Here is a 16,745-nt window from a genome sequence, read left to right as displayed (position 1 = left end):
TTATAGTTTAATAAAATTTTGATAGGCACTTTGTAAATAGGCTTTTCCGTTGGTTAATATTTGGTTAGTACTGTTTTTATCATTAGGCTGGTTGTTATACAAAATCGATTTGCCCACATTATCAAAGGTAACGCAGTGATCGTTTTCAATAAAACCAAATCCGTTATCCCAGCTAAAATAAGCAAAATGCTTAACGTTAGGATTTAATAAGTTTTTACTCCAGGTAAATTGGTCGTGTTTCAAATTTAACTGGGCAAGTAATGTGGCAGCTAAATCCTGCTGACTGCCCGTATAGTTTATTTGCTTTCCTTTAAATTCATCTTTAATCACTTCTCCATAAAACAACATAGGGATATGGTAACGCTGAGGTTCAAAAATATCGTATTTGTTTTTAGGTAGAACATGCCCGTGATCTGCTATGAAAATGAATAAAGTGTTCTGATACCAGGGTTGCTTCTTTGCTTCATTTAAATAGGCTGTTATACATGAATCGGTATAATAAGCTGTGCTTTTAAATTTTGCTACATTATCTTGTGTGCCAAATTTGTGCACACCAGGAACTTCAAAAGGCTCGTGATTGGTTAATGATAATATAGTTGAAAAAAAAGGTTGCTTAAAATTTTGGGCTTCCTGAATTTGTCTGTTAAATACAATTGCATCGTAAGCACCCCATTTAGAGTTCATGTCTTTCTTATCAAAACTGTTTTTATCGATCAGTAACTGGTAATCATGACTAAGGATAAATGCCTTGTAATTGTCGAATTCAGATTCTCCTCCATAAAAGAAAGAGTTTACATAACCGTTCTGATGCAGAGACTGGCTGATCGCTGGAATTTTCTGCATTTTTTCAGGCCATTTTACAATGCTACCTGTTCCTAAGGTAGGGTAGCCTGCTAAAGTGCCAATAACCCCTTTATCGGTACGGTTACCAGTTGCATAGATCTGGCTAAATAGCAATCCTTTATGTGCCAGACTGTCAAAATGAGGTGTGATACCTTTTTCCTGTCCTAAGATATAAGTTAGATCGGCGGTAAAGCTTTCTAAAATAAATAATACAATATTGGGTTTGTCGGTTTTTAAAATTTTTATGGTACTATCAGATGAGGTTTGGTACAATTCTTTTACCTGGGCAGATGCCGTTTCTTCACTCATATACACATAAGGATTGGAATCGGCTTTTTTTGAAGCTAAGATGCTGGACATCAAATTCCATTCTGTGTTTAAGGAAGCATGATTTAATACCTGGTTCTCAGAAAAATAAGCCATACTCTGACTGTTTGGAGCTGTTCCCCAGCCACCTCTTATCCATAAAAAATTAATTCCTAATAGGAGGATAGACGCAAGGATTTTAGCAGGTAAAGCCATTTTTGGAAAAAGAATTTTTCTTTTTACCCAGTAATTTTCAAGATACCAACCCGTTAACAGCAACACAATAAAGATGAAAACTGTAAGTAGGATAGGTGAGGAAGCACTTGAAGCCAGTGCTTCATTAGGTGTGTTAATGGCAAAGCCCAGTGCTCTTGCATTAATTTTACTACCCCATTCGCGATAGATATTGAAATTGATTACGGCAATAAGACTGAATAATACAATTAGAATTCGGTTATATATTTTTAACCATTTAAAATTGATTTCTTTTTTTGCAATAAAGAACTGGAAAATGAAAAATAAAAGCGGAATGGCATTGATGTAAGCAGCCATTGATGTGTCTAAACGTAGGGCATGATAAAAGGTAAATAGTTTCTCGCTGAAGCTAACAGTATTTAACTTTTGCTTAAAAATAAGCAGGAAAATAAAACGATCTACGGCAAAATAGAGAAGCCAGAACAGAAAGTAGCGTATAAAAAAAAACAGGCTTTTAAACATTGGCACTAAATTAGTAAAAATGCCAAAATAAAAGCCTGATGAATAGGTTTGTGGACAAAGATTTTAATTATTCTCCACCGCCTCCCTGCATAGATTTAAGTTCATCGTAAGTAATTTCATCATATCCGCTTGGAATATCTGTTGTAGATAAAGCTCCGATTTTACCTTCTGTAGCAGATTTTAAGATGATACTACCACCTTTACCCGTAACTTTTACCATTGTTCCTTTAAGCGATTTAAAGTTATCGGTAAACATGTTAACAGGCAGGTCAATATCTTTAGTGATCCATACTTCATAAGTTTCGCCATTAGCGCCATTCTTATAAGTATATTTTTCTGCATTGAAGCCATTTATGGTTTGTTTTTCGCCTGTAGCAGTAATATCAACCGGAGGGAAAATACCTTGTTGCTCGTTTTGTTCAGTTAAGTCTTTTTTAGCTAGTTTGGCAGCTTTCTGAATTTGTGCAATTGGTACGCTTACCAGAATAAGCCCATTTTCTTTTTCTACGTCATTTAAGATAGAAATAGTTGCAGGCCCAGATTCAATCACTAATTTAGATACATTATTATTGAAAGATAATTTCTGCTCCTGTTTACCCATTGCACCTTCCATAGAGTACACTGCTGTACCTTCTGTTATTTTTTTCTGAGCAAAAGCATATACGGTTGAACTTACCATTATAGCAGCAATTACTCCTGTTTTGATTGATTTGAACATCATATTTAAAGTTTATAGTTTACCATTCAATTTTCTGCTTATTGAGAAAAGCGCTTATTCCTTTATTAAAATCGTTGCTTTGCCTAACTTCTGCGTTTAGTTTAACTGCATAATCAAGATTTGCGTTTAAATTGTTATAAGCGATTTCATTAATGAGCATCTTAGTTTTCTGTAACGAATTAGCCGAAGAATTGTTACATAAATCTAAAGCAAAATTTCTTACAATTTGATTGATTTCCTCTGATTTTGTTACATAGGTAATCAAATTATATTGCAAAGCTTCCTCTGCGCTAAACAACTCACCTGTCAGTAATAATTTTTTAGCTATAGTAAGGCTTGTCTTTTGCATTAAAAAGCAGGCTACAATAGCAGGTACAAAACCTAATTTTACTTCTGTATAACCAAATTTCGCTTCAGGTACGGCAAAAACAAAATCACAAACTGTTGCCAGGCCGCATCCTCCGGCTATAGCATGTCCTTCAACTTGAGCAATAACTGTTTTACCTGAATAATTAATTGCAGTAAAAAGTGCTTTCAGGTTTTCAGAATCAGCTAAATTTTCTTCGTAAGTGTTTTGTTGTAGCTGTTGTAAGTAGGCCAGATCGGCACCTGCGCTAAAACAATCGCCATTGGCTTTTAAAACAATTACTTTAACTCCTTTATCATCATTAGCTTGCTGTATAGCCTTTTTTAACAGGTTAACCAGTTCAGGATTTAAAGCATTTTTTTTATCGATTCTGTTGAGCGTAATTTCACAAATACGTTCTTCTACATGATAGAGTACCAAGCTTTCAGGCATAAATAATTAGTTAAGGGATACTAACAGGGCATTGTTCCTTTTTAGTAAATGCGTTTTAAAATTAGTTTTTTTTGCTTCATTTTCAAATTCTGCAATTTTGAAGTCTTTGTTTGTGGCATCAATAAGAAGGGTAGCAGTCTTTAACTGTTCATGTAACATACCTATATCAATTTTAGGATTTTGATGTAACCATATGTAATTAAAATGAACTTCGTTTGCTATCTTTTTCGCGTTGAGATCAGGATCAATTAAAAGAAAGCTTTTATCATAAAAAGTTATCTGATGATTGGTTTTGATAAGATGTTTCGTGGTAGTATCTGTTTTCCAGTCGATGAACTTAACCTGATTTACACCATAACGTTCTAGGGCAGGTTTTATGAAAAATAAATAATTCTTTTCCAGAGGATTTAGGTCTGTAACTAAAATAGCTTCTTTAGAGCTGATAAAGGCTGCTGCATAATTTTTGCGTAAGGTAAAGAAGATCATTTTCCGTTGTTTTTCAGCAAGTATTTTATGATGTGCAGTTCCTATCTGGAAACACAGCAGTAGGCATAATGCACAAATAACCGGCCTTGATCGTTTTTGGATCAATCCTATAGAAATGAATACAATGAACAAGCTTAAAACCCATATCTGCCATCGCTCTATAAATATAGCTGTAAGTCCCGAAAAAGGTAGATCGGCAATCCATTTTAATCCTTCATTGGTGAAATTGATAATATATTCGAAGAGTGGGGCTATCCAGCTTATTTTAAAAATCAACATGGTTAAACCTATGTACATAATCAGTATTACAGGAATAACAATAAACAGATTACTGACGATAAAATATACAGGGAACTGATGGAAATAGTATATACTGAGTGGGAGTGTAGTTATCTGTGCAGCCATGCTCACCGCAATAGTTGCCCATATTTTATCGAGAAAGTAATTTTTAAAAAATAACAACTTATATAAAGGAGGTTGTAAAGCAACTAATCCCAATACAGCTAAAAAAGAAAGCTGAAAACCCACGTCCCATATCAGAAAAGGATCATATACCAATAAAATGAAAGCAGTAAAGGCAAATACATTGTAGCTATTGGTATGTCGTTTTAGTTGCCGGGCAAAAATAACCGCACTTAGCATAATAGCCGATCTGAGTACAGAAGCAGATAATCCGGTAATAAGTGCATAATACCATATTAATGTGATGGTAAGTAGAAATTTAATAACAACCAGCCATCTGGTATTTTTGCTGAATCTGGAAAGCAGGAGATTGATCATAATGTAAATGATTCCTACATGCATACCTGATACGGATAGCGCATGTATGGTTCCTGTCTTGCTGTACGCATTTAAAGTCTCCTGGCTCAAATCAGCACGGTAACCTAAAATAAGCGTTGAAGCTACTGCAAAAGCTTCATCATTTTTGATGACTTTCCTGTAAAATTCTACTTGCTTCTGACGTAAGTTAATGGCGTACTTTAACAAAGGGTTTGCGGCATTTGAAGGCAGTTTTACAATTTGGTTATGATTAATAAACACCTGCTGATAGATATTTTGGGTTGCTAGCCATGCCTTGAAATCGAACTCAGCAGGATTATATGCAGGTTCAACAGGTGCGTATTTAGGTTCAATCAGCAATTCATCTCCGTAATTTAATTGAACAGACCGGATGCTATCTGTTTTTAGAGCCACAAGTAATTTACCTGTAACAGGATATGAAGTTTGTTCTTTTATACCGCTGGTCACCTCTGCTTCAAACCTTAGAATATCATTTTTTAATTGAGGCTCAGAGCTTATACATATTCTAAGTGCCTTAAATCGGTGCTTGGCAAAATAATTATCTTTTAAGAAATCAGTTTTAAGCATACAAAGCGTACTTCCTGTAAAGAACAAACAGATAGATAAAAGGCTGCCTGTAAGTATTTTGTGTTTCCATAGGCTAAGTTTTACATACAGAATGTTTAAGATAAGCAGTGCTAAAAAAGAAGAAAGTAATGCATAACAGCTAACAATCAAGGCTGTATTATTTTGAGCATAGTAGGCTGTTATGATACCTAAGGCAAAAGGTATAAATACTTTAATGAATACTATTTCTGCTTTAAAAACCAAATTGCATTAAAATTGATAGCGTAATTGTAACCTGATGTCTGATTTTTTATTTCCGGGTACTTCATCTAGATATGAACCCACTGTTTCTACATTATTATAATTGAATAAAGCATACCTTGCCCACATATCCAGTTGCTTTGCCAGCCTGTATTTTAAATTAGCGTAGGTTCTGATACCTTTTCCATTATAAGGCGTAAAAGTAAAATGATAAAGTACATCATCTTCATAAGCATAAATTCTGCTGTTGTAAGAAGCGGTATTGAAATAAGCTACTCTTAAATTGGCAGATAGGTTTGAAGACAGGGGCGAATATTCAATATCCTGATAAAATAAATAGCCATATTCTGTATTTGCTGTACCTTTTTTGTAGCGAACCATTTCCAATCTATTTTGAAAACCCCATGATTTGTTAAATTTCCACTTGATTTCAGTACGGTAATTTTCTGTTCTTACATCTTCTAGATAATTAAAGGGCACACTCTTGTCTGTGTTTAGTTGTTTGTTTTTCATTTTGAAACGGAAAACAGTTTTTATACTTTTTCTTGGAGTATAGTTAGCCTGAGCCAATAATTCGTAACCATCAGAAGGTGCATCTACCCTAAATTTTAACCAAGGAAATCTGAAATAATCGGTATAAACAGAAAAACTCCATGATTTAGAAGGATTAATTTTTAACCCTGTGTATAAGCCTTTTTCGTTAACTGCTTCGCTGGTTTCTGATAAAGCCTGGTTAAAGAAATTATGGTAATTTTCGGGGTAGTTACGGTATAAAGCTACTGCCGATACAGTGGAAGATAAGCTGACTAACAAACCGTTTATAAAAGCCGTACCATTATGAATACTTCTGCCGATCTCACCAAACAGATAAATGTTTTTATAAGTGAAATCATAATATGTGCCCAGATTTGTTAAATCCTTTCCGGTAAAATTAAAATTGCGATACAACCCGGTGCCAGGTATAAAAGTGTTGTTAAAATGTGTCTGATAAGCAATAGCACCCACATTTAAATTTTTGAGTTGGTATTGTACAACGCCACCATAAATCAGTTGACTGGTACTGTTTTTATTTTTTATTTCTGATGAGGTACGATGTAAACCCGTTTGGTTAATAGTGCTGATCGTTTTTAAGCCATCGCTGTTTTCTGTAACGGTTGCATCTAAATATCTGTAGGATATAAAAGGAGTAAGGTCTATGTTTTTGAATAAGTTAATGGTAGCCGACGCTCCCCTTAAAAAAGCATATTCATTAGATGAGGTATAGGGCTTTAAGCCCATACCATTTTTAACCATACTTGATATTTCAGGAGATTTACCAAAAGCAAATCCAGACCATAAGGTTAAAGCCTGCCCAAATTGCAAACTGTAATCGCCCAGAACAATTTTTTTAAATTTACCTATTTTAAACAGGGCGACATGAGTAGAAAGATAATCGAATGGATATTGCTTAGGCCCGTTAAAGAGATACTCACCTGCATCTTTTTTAAAGATCAGCGATGCAGATATGCGGTTTGAATAATTATACTTATACCTGAACAGATATTTATCTGGGGTGCCTAGATAACGATTTCCAGGTAAAACTTCATAACCTCTTGATTTCTCAAGTACGCGTTCATATCTTATAATTAAATCATTATGAGTATATTTTAAAACATTATATAAAGTAATTCTATCATTAATGGTATTTTGATCTAAAGAGACAAAAAGCATCAATCTTTGAACAGTTTCTGTATCAAATCCCTCAATAGCTTGTAGTTCATAAATATCAATTAACTTTCCGTTTCGTTTCATGTATTCAAATAGATTGTGGATTTGCAAGGGCGATAAAAATAGGAGCGTTTTAAGCTCTTCTACAGAAGTATGATTTAGGTTTACTGGATGGCTACGGTAATAAAGGAGGCGTTCTTCTAATTCTGAAAAATCGTAATCCTCAGGCAAATTTTCGGCCATATTTTCAATGAGTTCTTTGATGATATCTTGCTCTGTTGTTTGTGCTTTAGCGGTAATTTCGCTAAAGATGACCAATAAAGGAATGAGTAGTCTAAAACGCATAACTTAAACCAATTTGAGGAGTACAACCCATTTGGGGATGATTTTCTATTGCAGTATCCAACATGATTTTTTGGTAAGAGAGACCTATTCCAAAAAACTGTTTAAATGGTCGACTGCTTATTCCGCCACGTAAACTTAACAAGCTGATGGGGCTATAGTCTATTCCTAATCTTACATCGGGTTCTGCCTGCAATTCTTTAGATAAGCTTGCAGCAATTAATACTTTATCTGAAGCGAGGTAAGAAGCGCCAATATTTAGAGTTGTAGCTATATTGTTCGCAATGGCAGAGGAGTTAAAGTTTTGCCTTGAAGGATTGGTAATATAAGCACCTATATCAATCTGATTGTTTAAGGTATAAATAGCCCCTAAATCAATTGAAAAAGTAGTTGAGTTACCATAATGAGATATGCTGAGTTGATGTAGGTTGGCTCTTAAACCAATAGAAAGATGCTCTGAAAATTTTTTGCCAATTGTTATACCAGTTTTGATTTCATTATATTCAGTAAAACCGTGGCGTAAAAAGCTTAAACCTCCAAATGTTTTGGTAAAAGGAATAATTAAGGATGCAGCCTGTGTGTTTAGTTCGCTGTCAAATAGAAATTTACTGTAGTTAATAGCTACTGTGGCTGATTTTATGGCTGTAATGCCCGCAGGATTGGCAACGGTGCTCCATACATCTTTAACAGAAGCTCCATTTAACCCCATAGAGGTTATTTTAGGCCCCATATTAAACTGGGCATAGCTTACTGCCCCTGAAATCCAGAGCGTAAGAACTGAAAGCGAGAATTTAGACATAAATGGTTTGTTATCACCAATTTATGTTATTTTATTGTTGTTGCAAAATATTATTTTCTGATTTCGATGGGAGTGTCTTGAAAAACAATAGACCTGAATTCCTGCATATCTACATTGCTAAGCGCAATACAACCATTTGTCCAGTCTTTTTTCTTTTTTTTACCTTTTGATGTTCCGTGTACCATAATGTTGCTACCCGCAGTTAAGTTTTTTGATTTTGCTCTGGCAAGATCAGCATCATTTGGATAGGATATATGAAAAGAATGAAATGTTGAAGTTTCCCATCTTTGCCAGTCTAGAGTATATAATCCTTCAGGAGTTCTTCCATCACCTTCATATTCTTTTTGCCCAACAGGATTAGGGCCTAGGGCAATGTTAAAAGTTTTAATCGTTTTATCGTCTTTGAGAAGGTACATTTTTCGCTTGCTTTTGAGCACAAGCACTTTGTTGACCATATGGCGCCGTTTTACCACATCTTCAGCACGGTTAACAGCTTCTTCATAAGTAAGTTGGTTATTTATTTTAAATTTCGAATCGAGCTGAAAGTGTAAAACATTTAGAATTTCCAACAATTCCTTATTTTTTCCAACCGTATCTTTGATATTCCGATAGGAAATATACTTGTCCAGGTCTCCTTGGGTAATTGTATATTTTAATAAGGTATCCTGATAAATTATAGCATTGTGTTGAGAATTAGCCTGGCAGCTTATAATTAAAATGCTGATAGACAGTAACAGGCCGATAAGTTTAGATCTCACCATTTAATTTTAGCAAAAAGTCTTTTATGCGTTCAAGAGATTCGATGATCTTCTGGTTTTCTTTTACTTCGTCTTTATTGCTTTTAAGATGTTCTTTAGCACCTTTTAAAGTGAAACCTTTTTCATCTACCAAATGGAAAATAATTTTCAGGTTTTCGATGTCTTCAGGTGTAAAGAGCCTGTTCCCTTTTTTGTTTTTCTTAGGTTTAAGTACATCAAATTCCTTTTCGTAAAACCTGATTTGAGAAGCATTTACGCCAAACATTTCGGTTACTTCGCCCATGGTATAATACATTTTATTGATTTCTCTTTCTTTGTATGGCATGATTGTAATTGATTATTAATGTTTTGCAGGTTTTACTTAAAGTATTCAAATGTAAGGCGATTTTAGCATAAAACCGTAATAAAATTTTAATTTTGCGCTGTAAATATTTTTAAGTAATGACAGCAAAAGAAATAAGACAAACCTTTTTAGATTTTTTCAAAGCAAAACAGCACCATATTGTGCCTTCGGCTCCAATTGTGGTTAAAAATGACCCGACATTAATGTTCACCAATGCGGGCATGAATCAATTTAAAGATCTTTTTCTGGGCGAAGCTGCCATTAAATACCCTAGAGTTGCCGATACCCAGCGTTGTTTAAGGGTTTCTGGTAAACATAATGATCTGGAAGAAGTAGGTATAGATACTTATCACCATACCATGTTTGAAATGCTGGGTAACTGGAGTTTTGGCGATTATTTTAAAAAAGAAGCTATTGCATGGAGCTGGGAGTTATTAACTGAGGTTTATAAAATACCTAAAGATCAGTTGTATGTTTCTGTATTTCAGGGCGATGAAAGTGAAGGCTTACCTAAAGATACCGAAGCATATGAGATATGGAAACAATATGTCCCTGAAGAGCGTATCATCTTAGGCAATAAGAAAGATAATTTTTGGGAAATGGGCGATACAGGTCCATGCGGTCCCTGCTCTGAAATTCACGTAGATTGTAGAAGTGCAGAAGAACGTAAGGACGCAAAAGGTAAAGATCTGGTAAATGCTGATCACCCGCAGGTTATAGAGATTTGGAATAACGTTTTTATGCAGTTTAACCGCTTAAAAGACGGTTCGTTAAAACCTCTTCCTGCAAAACATGTAGATACAGGAATGGGTTTTGAACGTTTGGTGCGTGTTTTACAAGGAAAAGCATCAAATTATGATACCGATGTATTTCAGCCACTGATACAATTCATTGCCCGTAAAGCAGGTATAGCTTATGGCGATGATGAAAAAACAGACATCGCTATGCGTGTTATGGCCGATCATATACGTGCCATTTCTTTTGTGGTTGCAGACGGACAATTGCCTTCTAACAATAAAGCAGGTTATGTAATTCGTCGTATTTTGCGTAGGGCAGTGCGTTATGCCTATACTTTCTTAAACTTTAAAGAACCTTTTTTAAATGAATTGGTGCCACTACTGGCAGATCAGTTTGAGGGTGTGTTCAACGAATTGTTTGAACAAAAAGATTTTGTACAGAAAGTAGTTTTAGAAGAAGAAGTATCTTTTCTGAGAACGCTGGCAACCGGGATACAACGTTTTGAGAAATATGAAGGAAAAGATGTAATTGACGGGGATTTTGCTTTTGAGCTTTACGATACTTTTGGTTTCCCTATAGATTTAACCGATTTGATGGCTCGTGAAAAAGGAATGTCGGTTGATATGGAAGGCTTTAACAAAGCCTTAGATGTTCAAAAAAATAGATCAAGAGCAGCTACAGCAATCGATACCGGAGACTGGGTAGTTATCAACGATGGAGATGAATCTCAATTTATAGGTTATGATTACCTTAATGCAGACACCGAAATATTAAAATACCGCAAAATATCTGCAAAAGGTAAAGAGCAATATCAGCTTGTATTGAGCATTACACCTTTTTATGCAGAAGGTGGAGGACAAGTTGGTGATCAGGGATATTTAACTTCTAATAAAACAGGACAGAAAATCAGGATTACAGATACTAAAAAGGAAAACGGACTTACAGTACATTTTGTAAATGAACTGCCTGCAGATTTTAGCGGTTCTTTTTACGCAGAAGTAGAGGAAGATTTACGCCGCGATACAGAGAACAACCATAGTGCAACCCATTTAATGCATGCTGCACTTAAACAAGTATTGGGTAACCATGTAAACCAAAAAGGATCTTTGGTAAATAACGACTTGTTGCGTTTTGATATTTCTCATTTTGCAAAACTTACAGATGAAGAAATTAAAGAGGTAGAAGACATTGTAAATGAAAAGATAAGAGCAAATATTGCACTGAAAGAAGAGCGTAATGTGCCTTATCAAAAAGCCATTGATAGTGGTGTTACTGCTTTGTTCGGTGAGAAATATGGCGAATTTGTTCGTGTGATTACTTTTGACGATGATTTTTCAAAAGAGCTTTGTGGCGGAACCCATGTAAAAGCTACCGGACAGATTGGTTTCTTTAAAATTATAAGTGAAGGAGCGGTAGCGGCAGGTGTACGCAGAATTGAAGCCATTACGGGAACCAAATCAGCTGCCGTAATCAGAGAGCAGTTTGAACTGGTTCAGCATATCAAGAATCTGTTGAACAGTCCGAAGGATTTTGTAGGGGTTTTAGGTAAGATCATTGAAGAAAATACCGGACTGAAAAAAGAAATAGAAAAAAATATTACAGAACGGGCATTGGCTTTACGTACCGATTTGGAAAGTAAGATAGAAAATATTGATGGTGTTAATTTCATCGTTTCCAAGGTAGATCTACCTAATGCCGATGCGGTTAAAACCTTAGCTTATGCTGTTAAGGGAGCAGTTCAAAACCTGTTCTTGGTTTTAGGAGTGGTAATTGACGGAAAACCTCAATTGACTGTAGCTATAGATGATGAATTGGTAAAAGCCAAAAACTACAATGCGGGACAGATTGTAAGAGAATTAGCAAAAGATATACAAGGTGGAGGCGGAGGGCAAGCATTCTATGCTACTGCCGGTGGTAAAGATGCCAATGGTTTAGATAAAGCACTGGCAAGAGCTAAAAGCTTTGTATAAATAAGATAGTAAGAGCTTGTCCAAAAAACTAACACTTTCGTCATCCTGAACTTGTTTCAGGATCTATATTAGAATGACGAAGATATTTTTTTGGACAAGCTTTTTTTAATTTTTATTTAATTGCGCAATTGATTTCTGCATCTGCGCCATCATGCTAGATAAGGTTTCTATGGTAGGCTCAGGAGTAGGTTCTGGTAAGGTAGTTGAGATATAAGCTTTAGCTTTCCAGATTTCAAGAATATCTTCAGCAGGTATCGTATATGGATCATATACTTTATTATCTGAAACTAATTTCAGCTCACGATTTTCCTTAAATTTATTACCTGCTCTTTTATATACTACACCTTCATTCTTACTGATGATAATATAAGTTTCCCCAATTTTAATATCATTCCAGTTTTCAAGGTATTCACCAATAATCACACTCTCGGGCTGTACAGGCAGCATCGAATCGCCCATAATTTCAAATGCTCTGTAGGTGCCTTGTCTTAAAGCAGGTATAGGTAGCTGAAATTTAGGTAGTTCTTGAATGTATTGCGGATCAGAGAAACCGTTAAGGTAACCAGCGCTGGCTTTAACAGGAACAAGTTCTATATTTTCCCTGTCGTTGTGATCAACAGATATGCTCAGTACACGAAGATTTGAGCCCTGACTCTTAGGTTTCGGCTTCCAGTTGTCATCTATTTTATCGTTGATAAACTCATCAATGGTCAAATCAAAATATTCTGCTATTTTTTTTAGTAATTCGTATTTTGGTTCAGCCCTGTCTTCTTCATATGCGCCTATCAAAGAACGTTTAATTTCCATTGCATCAGCAAATTGCTGTTGCGTATGGCCTTTTTTCTTTCTCAGGTATTTTAGATTGGATGAAATGTTAGACATAGAAAATAATTTAAAATAAATTTGTTTTTACTAAAATTGTTAGTATTATTGTGCCAATAAAATTAGTAATTATAGTTGGTAGTTCAAAATTTTATCTAATTAATTTAGTTTTAACCTGATTATTTAAATCATATGAAAAAGATTGTTTACATCGTTACAGACAGAAATCGCACAAGTTTACATGTGGGTATGAGTGCTGATCTGATCAAAACTTTAGATTTTTATAAGCAGATGCCAAATTTATTTTTTGATAGTGCTCAGCAATTGACCAGGTTAGTTTATTTTGAAGAATTTAAAACTGAAGCACAGGCGCTGAACCGTTTTAAGCTGGTAAGCAGATTTACAAGAGCTCAAAAAGAGCGACTGGTTCGTTCATGTAATCCCGATTGGATTGATTTAACTATAGGTCTGGATTTTGAAAATATCTTAAGCCACCAAAAGATAAATATGCAGGTGAGTTTACCTATGATGCATTCATTATCATAAAAAAAGAGCTTTTGAATAAACAAAAGCTCTTTATCAAAATTATGGAATTTAAACTATTACCATCCAGGTGCAAATGTTAAACCGAATACACCGGTTTTAACGTCTTTACGTTGGAAAGGTATAGCATAATAAGGCTCCAATACAAAATACCCAAATACATTTACTCTTACAGATATACCTGCACTTAAGGCTGGTACACGTTCATTGGTGTAACTGGTAGTGATAGGATTACCATTGCCATCCAAAATAGGATTTCCATTTTGATCAGTAACATTTATGGTTTGATAAGTTGGCTGTCCTTTAAATGCCACTTTGGTATTTTCTGTCCATGCTAAACCCGCATCAAAAAACAAATTCAGATCGGTAAATAAGAATTTAGAAGGTATTTGTGCTAATTTTTTAGGCCCTGTAAAAGGTAGCCTTAACTCAAAGTTAAAGATGGCCATTTTACTTCCTGATAATTGGTCTATATTAAAGCTGTTAGGTGTCTGGTTAGAATTATTGTAAAAAGAAGTAGGTTCGTATCCTCTGATGAGGTAATTATAGCCTGCATAAAGTGGGTATAGATTTTCTCCATCTTTACCTAATCGTAAATAGTTGTATGATCTTAAGGCAAGTGTTACTGGTTTAAATCTGAAATATTTTCTTAGGTCTAGAGTTACCGCAGAGAAATTGTAATCGCCAAAGTATTGTTCAGCACCTACACGATATCTGAAACCATCGAGGGGACCAGTTAAGCCAAAAATAGAATTATCGCCAACAAAAGAAGCATTTAGCTGATAAATTGTAAATGCATTTAATGGCATTCCTAATGCATTCATTGCATCGGTCTTATTTACTTTCTGCCTGTCTGAACCCAGATAATATTGATAACCATTGGCATATTGGTAATAGTTATTGAACTTATCTAAACGGTAACTGTAATGAGAAAATCCTCCACCAACTTCAAAACGGTGAGCTTTATTAAAAGGGTAGGCAGTAAATAACTGCGCAGATTCTTCAAAGGTTCTTAAAATATTGGTGCTGATCGTATCAATAGGTTGTCCGCCAGGATTGGTTACAGGGTTGTAGTAATTTGCCGACAGGAAGCCTGTAATATAAGGTGTATGCGATATAGCTGCACCCCAATTTAAGCGGCGATTTTGGTTGATATAACCTACCATACCCCCAAAATCATAGATTTCCCCGTTAACGGCTAGGTTGGCAATAATCTGGTTGCGACCCAGAATATCACTAAACATGCCCACTATACCGCCTTGCATACCTGTGCCAAACCTGCTGGTACTCATGCCTATACCTCCACTATTAGCCAGGTAATCCAGTTGAAATTTAGGACGGTAAGGAACATTAGCCATAGCTGTTTCAGGTGTACGTTCAAAACGCTCAAAATTAGCCAGATTGGCATTAACCACATTTACACCTGTGTTTTCTTTCGGAGGTAAGATCGCTGCATCAAAGTTTACATCATTAGCATCTACATCTTTTGCCTTAAAATTATTGAGAGTTGCGTTATAGAGCGTATAGCGCTGATAACGGTAGTAACTATAAACGATTTCATCGTTACGGGAAACGCTGATAGCAGGTGAAAATTCTGTTATACCGCTAATTCCTGTAAAGTAATCTGTTAACTGTCTGAGTTTTTTAGTTTCCAGGTGATATTCATATAAGTTTCTAAAACCATCGCGGTTAGAAAGGAAAAAAATACGTTTGCTATCGCCAGAGAACTGTGCATTTAAATTGTTAGCTCCTGGAAACACTGGAATATCTGTTAACGTTTTGTTCTCAATATTGTATATGCTTAAATTAATAGGGTACACAGCATTTTTTACTCCGTTTTGCATGGCTACTCTGTCTGAAGAAAAAACGATCATTTTACCATCAGGAGAGTAATTTGGAGCATAATCAGCATATTCGTCATTGGTAATTTGTGTTACTGCTTTAGCATCTAAATTATAAGAAAAAATATCGCTTTGTCCTTCTACCATACCTGAAAAAGCAATGTCTTTGCCATTTGGCGACCATGTTAAATTGCCAAACTGTTCAACTTTACCCATATCGGTAGTTAAAACAGTTTGCCCGTTAGACACATCAATAACCATTAACTGGTTTTTGCCTTTGCCAAAAATACTGAATGCAAATAACTTACTATCGGGAGACCATGCTCCGGCTGATTCTATAAAATTGAAATCATCAATATGGGAATTTGCAATCTGGCTGCTAAGTTTTCTGATGATCTTACCTGTTTTTGCTTCAGCTAAAAACAGATCGATACCAAACAGATCTTTCTCTGATAAGAAAGCTAAATATTTACCATCAGGACTGATTGCAGGGGCTACGTTCATATTTCCTGCATTTTTGTTGTCGATGATCTTATTGCCTGAAATCTTAATTTGTGAACTATCTGCTTTTAACATTGGCCTGTAATGCTGTTCTATGGCATTTTTCCACAAACCTGAAAGTGTTTTATCGTCATATCCAAAGGTATATCTTATACCATTTTCATATCCAAATTTAGCAGTGGCTTTAAATAAAGGTACAATAGTGGTATCTCCATATAAGGAGCCTACAAAAGTCCAGAAAGCCTGTCCATAACGATAAGGGAAATATTTATTTGAATTGGTCAGATCTTTTAAAGAGGGGATATCGCGATTTAACAAAGCATCGCGCATCCACATTGAAGTAAAAGCATCTTTTTTACCTACAGATAAATATTCGGCCATCCCTTCTACCATCCATAATGGAGTTTGACCGATGTTCTCTAGTGGAATGGAATCTTTTTCAAGTAAAAGATGGTATTGAAAAGCATGCACCAACTCGTGACCCAAAACGTGTCTTGTCTGACTATTCAATTCCATAAAAGGCATGATTACCCTGTTTTTTAAGGCTTCGGTTACACCTCCGGTTCCAACACCTATCTCGCCTTGAAGTGCTGTGGTTTGTTGAAAATCAGGATGGTTGTTATATAAAATAATCGGATTTTTTTTCAGAAAAGTATCTCTGAACAATTCCTGGTGCATTTTGTACCAGGTTTCTGCATCCTGAGCAAATTTTTTAAGTAATTTATCATTTTTGATATAATAGTAAATATCAAAATGGGGAGTTTGTAATACTTTAAATTTTTCGTTTTTATATCTTACTCTGTTTTGTCCAAAGTATTGCGCTTTTACATGAATGCTTAAAAACAATGAACATATTAAAAGTATGGTTAATCTTTTGTAGAGTTTACTGTTCATGATGTTGTAT

Annotated in this window: 12 protein-coding genes; 2 read left to right on the top strand and 10 right to left on the bottom strand. The window is 35.2% G+C overall.

The genetic code is table 11. The features are described 5' to 3' along the window. From MMF97_RS12320 to MMF97_RS12285, 8 genes are all read right to left on the bottom strand, one after another. A complete protein-coding gene (locus MMF97_RS12320; protein WP_243362698.1) occupies positions 1–1,701 on the bottom strand; it encodes an LTA synthase family protein in 1,701 nt (566 codons plus the stop codon). A gap of 232 nt (positions 1,702–1,933) precedes the next feature. Further along, the gene (locus MMF97_RS12315; protein WP_243362697.1) at positions 1,934–2,587 is read right to left on the bottom strand and encodes a DUF4412 domain-containing protein; all 654 of its coding nucleotides are present in this window, start codon (positions 2,585–2,587) and stop codon (positions 1,934–1,936) included. A gap of 16 nt (positions 2,588–2,603) precedes the next feature. Continuing rightward, a complete protein-coding gene (locus MMF97_RS12310; RefSeq protein WP_243362696.1) occupies positions 2,604–3,383 on the bottom strand; it encodes an enoyl-CoA hydratase/isomerase family protein in 780 nt (259 codons plus the stop codon). Positions 3,384–3,389: 6 nt separating this feature from the next. Then, positions 3,390–5,480 carry a ComEC/Rec2 family competence protein gene (locus MMF97_RS12305; RefSeq protein WP_243362695.1) on the bottom strand — a complete coding sequence of 697 codons (2,091 nt, stop codon included), beginning with the start codon at positions 5,478–5,480 and terminating at the stop codon, positions 3,390–3,392. 6 nt (positions 5,481–5,486) lie between these two features. Beyond that, a complete protein-coding gene (locus MMF97_RS12300) occupies positions 5,487–7,529 on the bottom strand; it encodes a helix-hairpin-helix domain-containing protein (protein WP_243362694.1) in 2,043 nt (680 codons plus the stop codon). Next, positions 7,519–8,325: a hypothetical protein gene (locus tag MMF97_RS12295; protein ID WP_243362693.1), complete on the bottom strand. Its 807-nt coding sequence runs from the start codon at positions 8,323–8,325 to the stop codon at positions 7,519–7,521. Before MMF97_RS12295 ends, MMF97_RS12300 begins: the two co-directional genes overlap by 11 nt. 50 nt (positions 8,326–8,375) lie before the next feature. Next, positions 8,376–9,086 (bottom strand): L,D-transpeptidase family protein, encoded by a 711-nt coding sequence (locus MMF97_RS12290; RefSeq protein WP_243362690.1) that lies wholly within the window; start codon positions 9,084–9,086, stop codon positions 8,376–8,378. Continuing rightward, positions 9,073–9,408 (bottom strand): MerR family transcriptional regulator, encoded by a 336-nt coding sequence (locus MMF97_RS12285; protein WP_243362689.1) that lies wholly within the window; start codon positions 9,406–9,408, stop codon positions 9,073–9,075. Before MMF97_RS12285 ends, MMF97_RS12290 begins: the two co-directional genes overlap by 14 nt. A gap of 116 nt (positions 9,409–9,524) precedes the next feature. Between MMF97_RS12285 and alaS the strand changes: the two genes are divergently transcribed. Next, on the top strand, positions 9,525–12,134 hold the full coding sequence (gene alaS, locus MMF97_RS12280; protein WP_243362687.1) for an alanine--tRNA ligase: 2,610 nt from the start codon (positions 9,525–9,527) through the stop codon (positions 12,132–12,134). A 105-nt stretch (positions 12,135–12,239) separates the two neighbouring features. On the opposite strand, the gene MMF97_RS12275 is transcribed toward alaS, so the two are convergent. Continuing rightward, positions 12,240–13,016: an XRE family transcriptional regulator gene (locus MMF97_RS12275; RefSeq protein WP_243362686.1), complete on the bottom strand. Its 777-nt coding sequence runs from the start codon at positions 13,014–13,016 to the stop codon at positions 12,240–12,242. Between the two features lie 132 nt (positions 13,017–13,148). On the opposite strand from MMF97_RS12275, the gene MMF97_RS12270 reads away from it, so the two are divergent. Continuing rightward, positions 13,149–13,502 carry a GIY-YIG nuclease family protein gene (locus tag MMF97_RS12270; protein WP_243362685.1) on the top strand — a complete coding sequence of 118 codons (354 nt, stop codon included), beginning with the start codon at positions 13,149–13,151 and terminating at the stop codon, positions 13,500–13,502. Between the two features lie 56 nt (positions 13,503–13,558). Here the strand turns inward: MMF97_RS12270 and MMF97_RS12265 are convergent, their stop codons facing one another. After that, positions 13,559–16,735: a basic secretory protein-like protein gene (locus tag MMF97_RS12265; protein WP_243362684.1), complete on the bottom strand. Its 3,177-nt coding sequence runs from the start codon at positions 16,733–16,735 to the stop codon at positions 13,559–13,561. Positions 16,736–16,745: the final 10 nt, after the last annotated feature.

The organism is Pedobacter montanisoli, from assembly GCF_022809115.1.
GTDB classification, from domain to species: domain Bacteria; phylum Bacteroidota; class Bacteroidia; order Sphingobacteriales; family Sphingobacteriaceae; genus Pedobacter; species Pedobacter montanisoli.
This window is presented reverse-complemented; position numbering and strand designations above follow the sequence as displayed.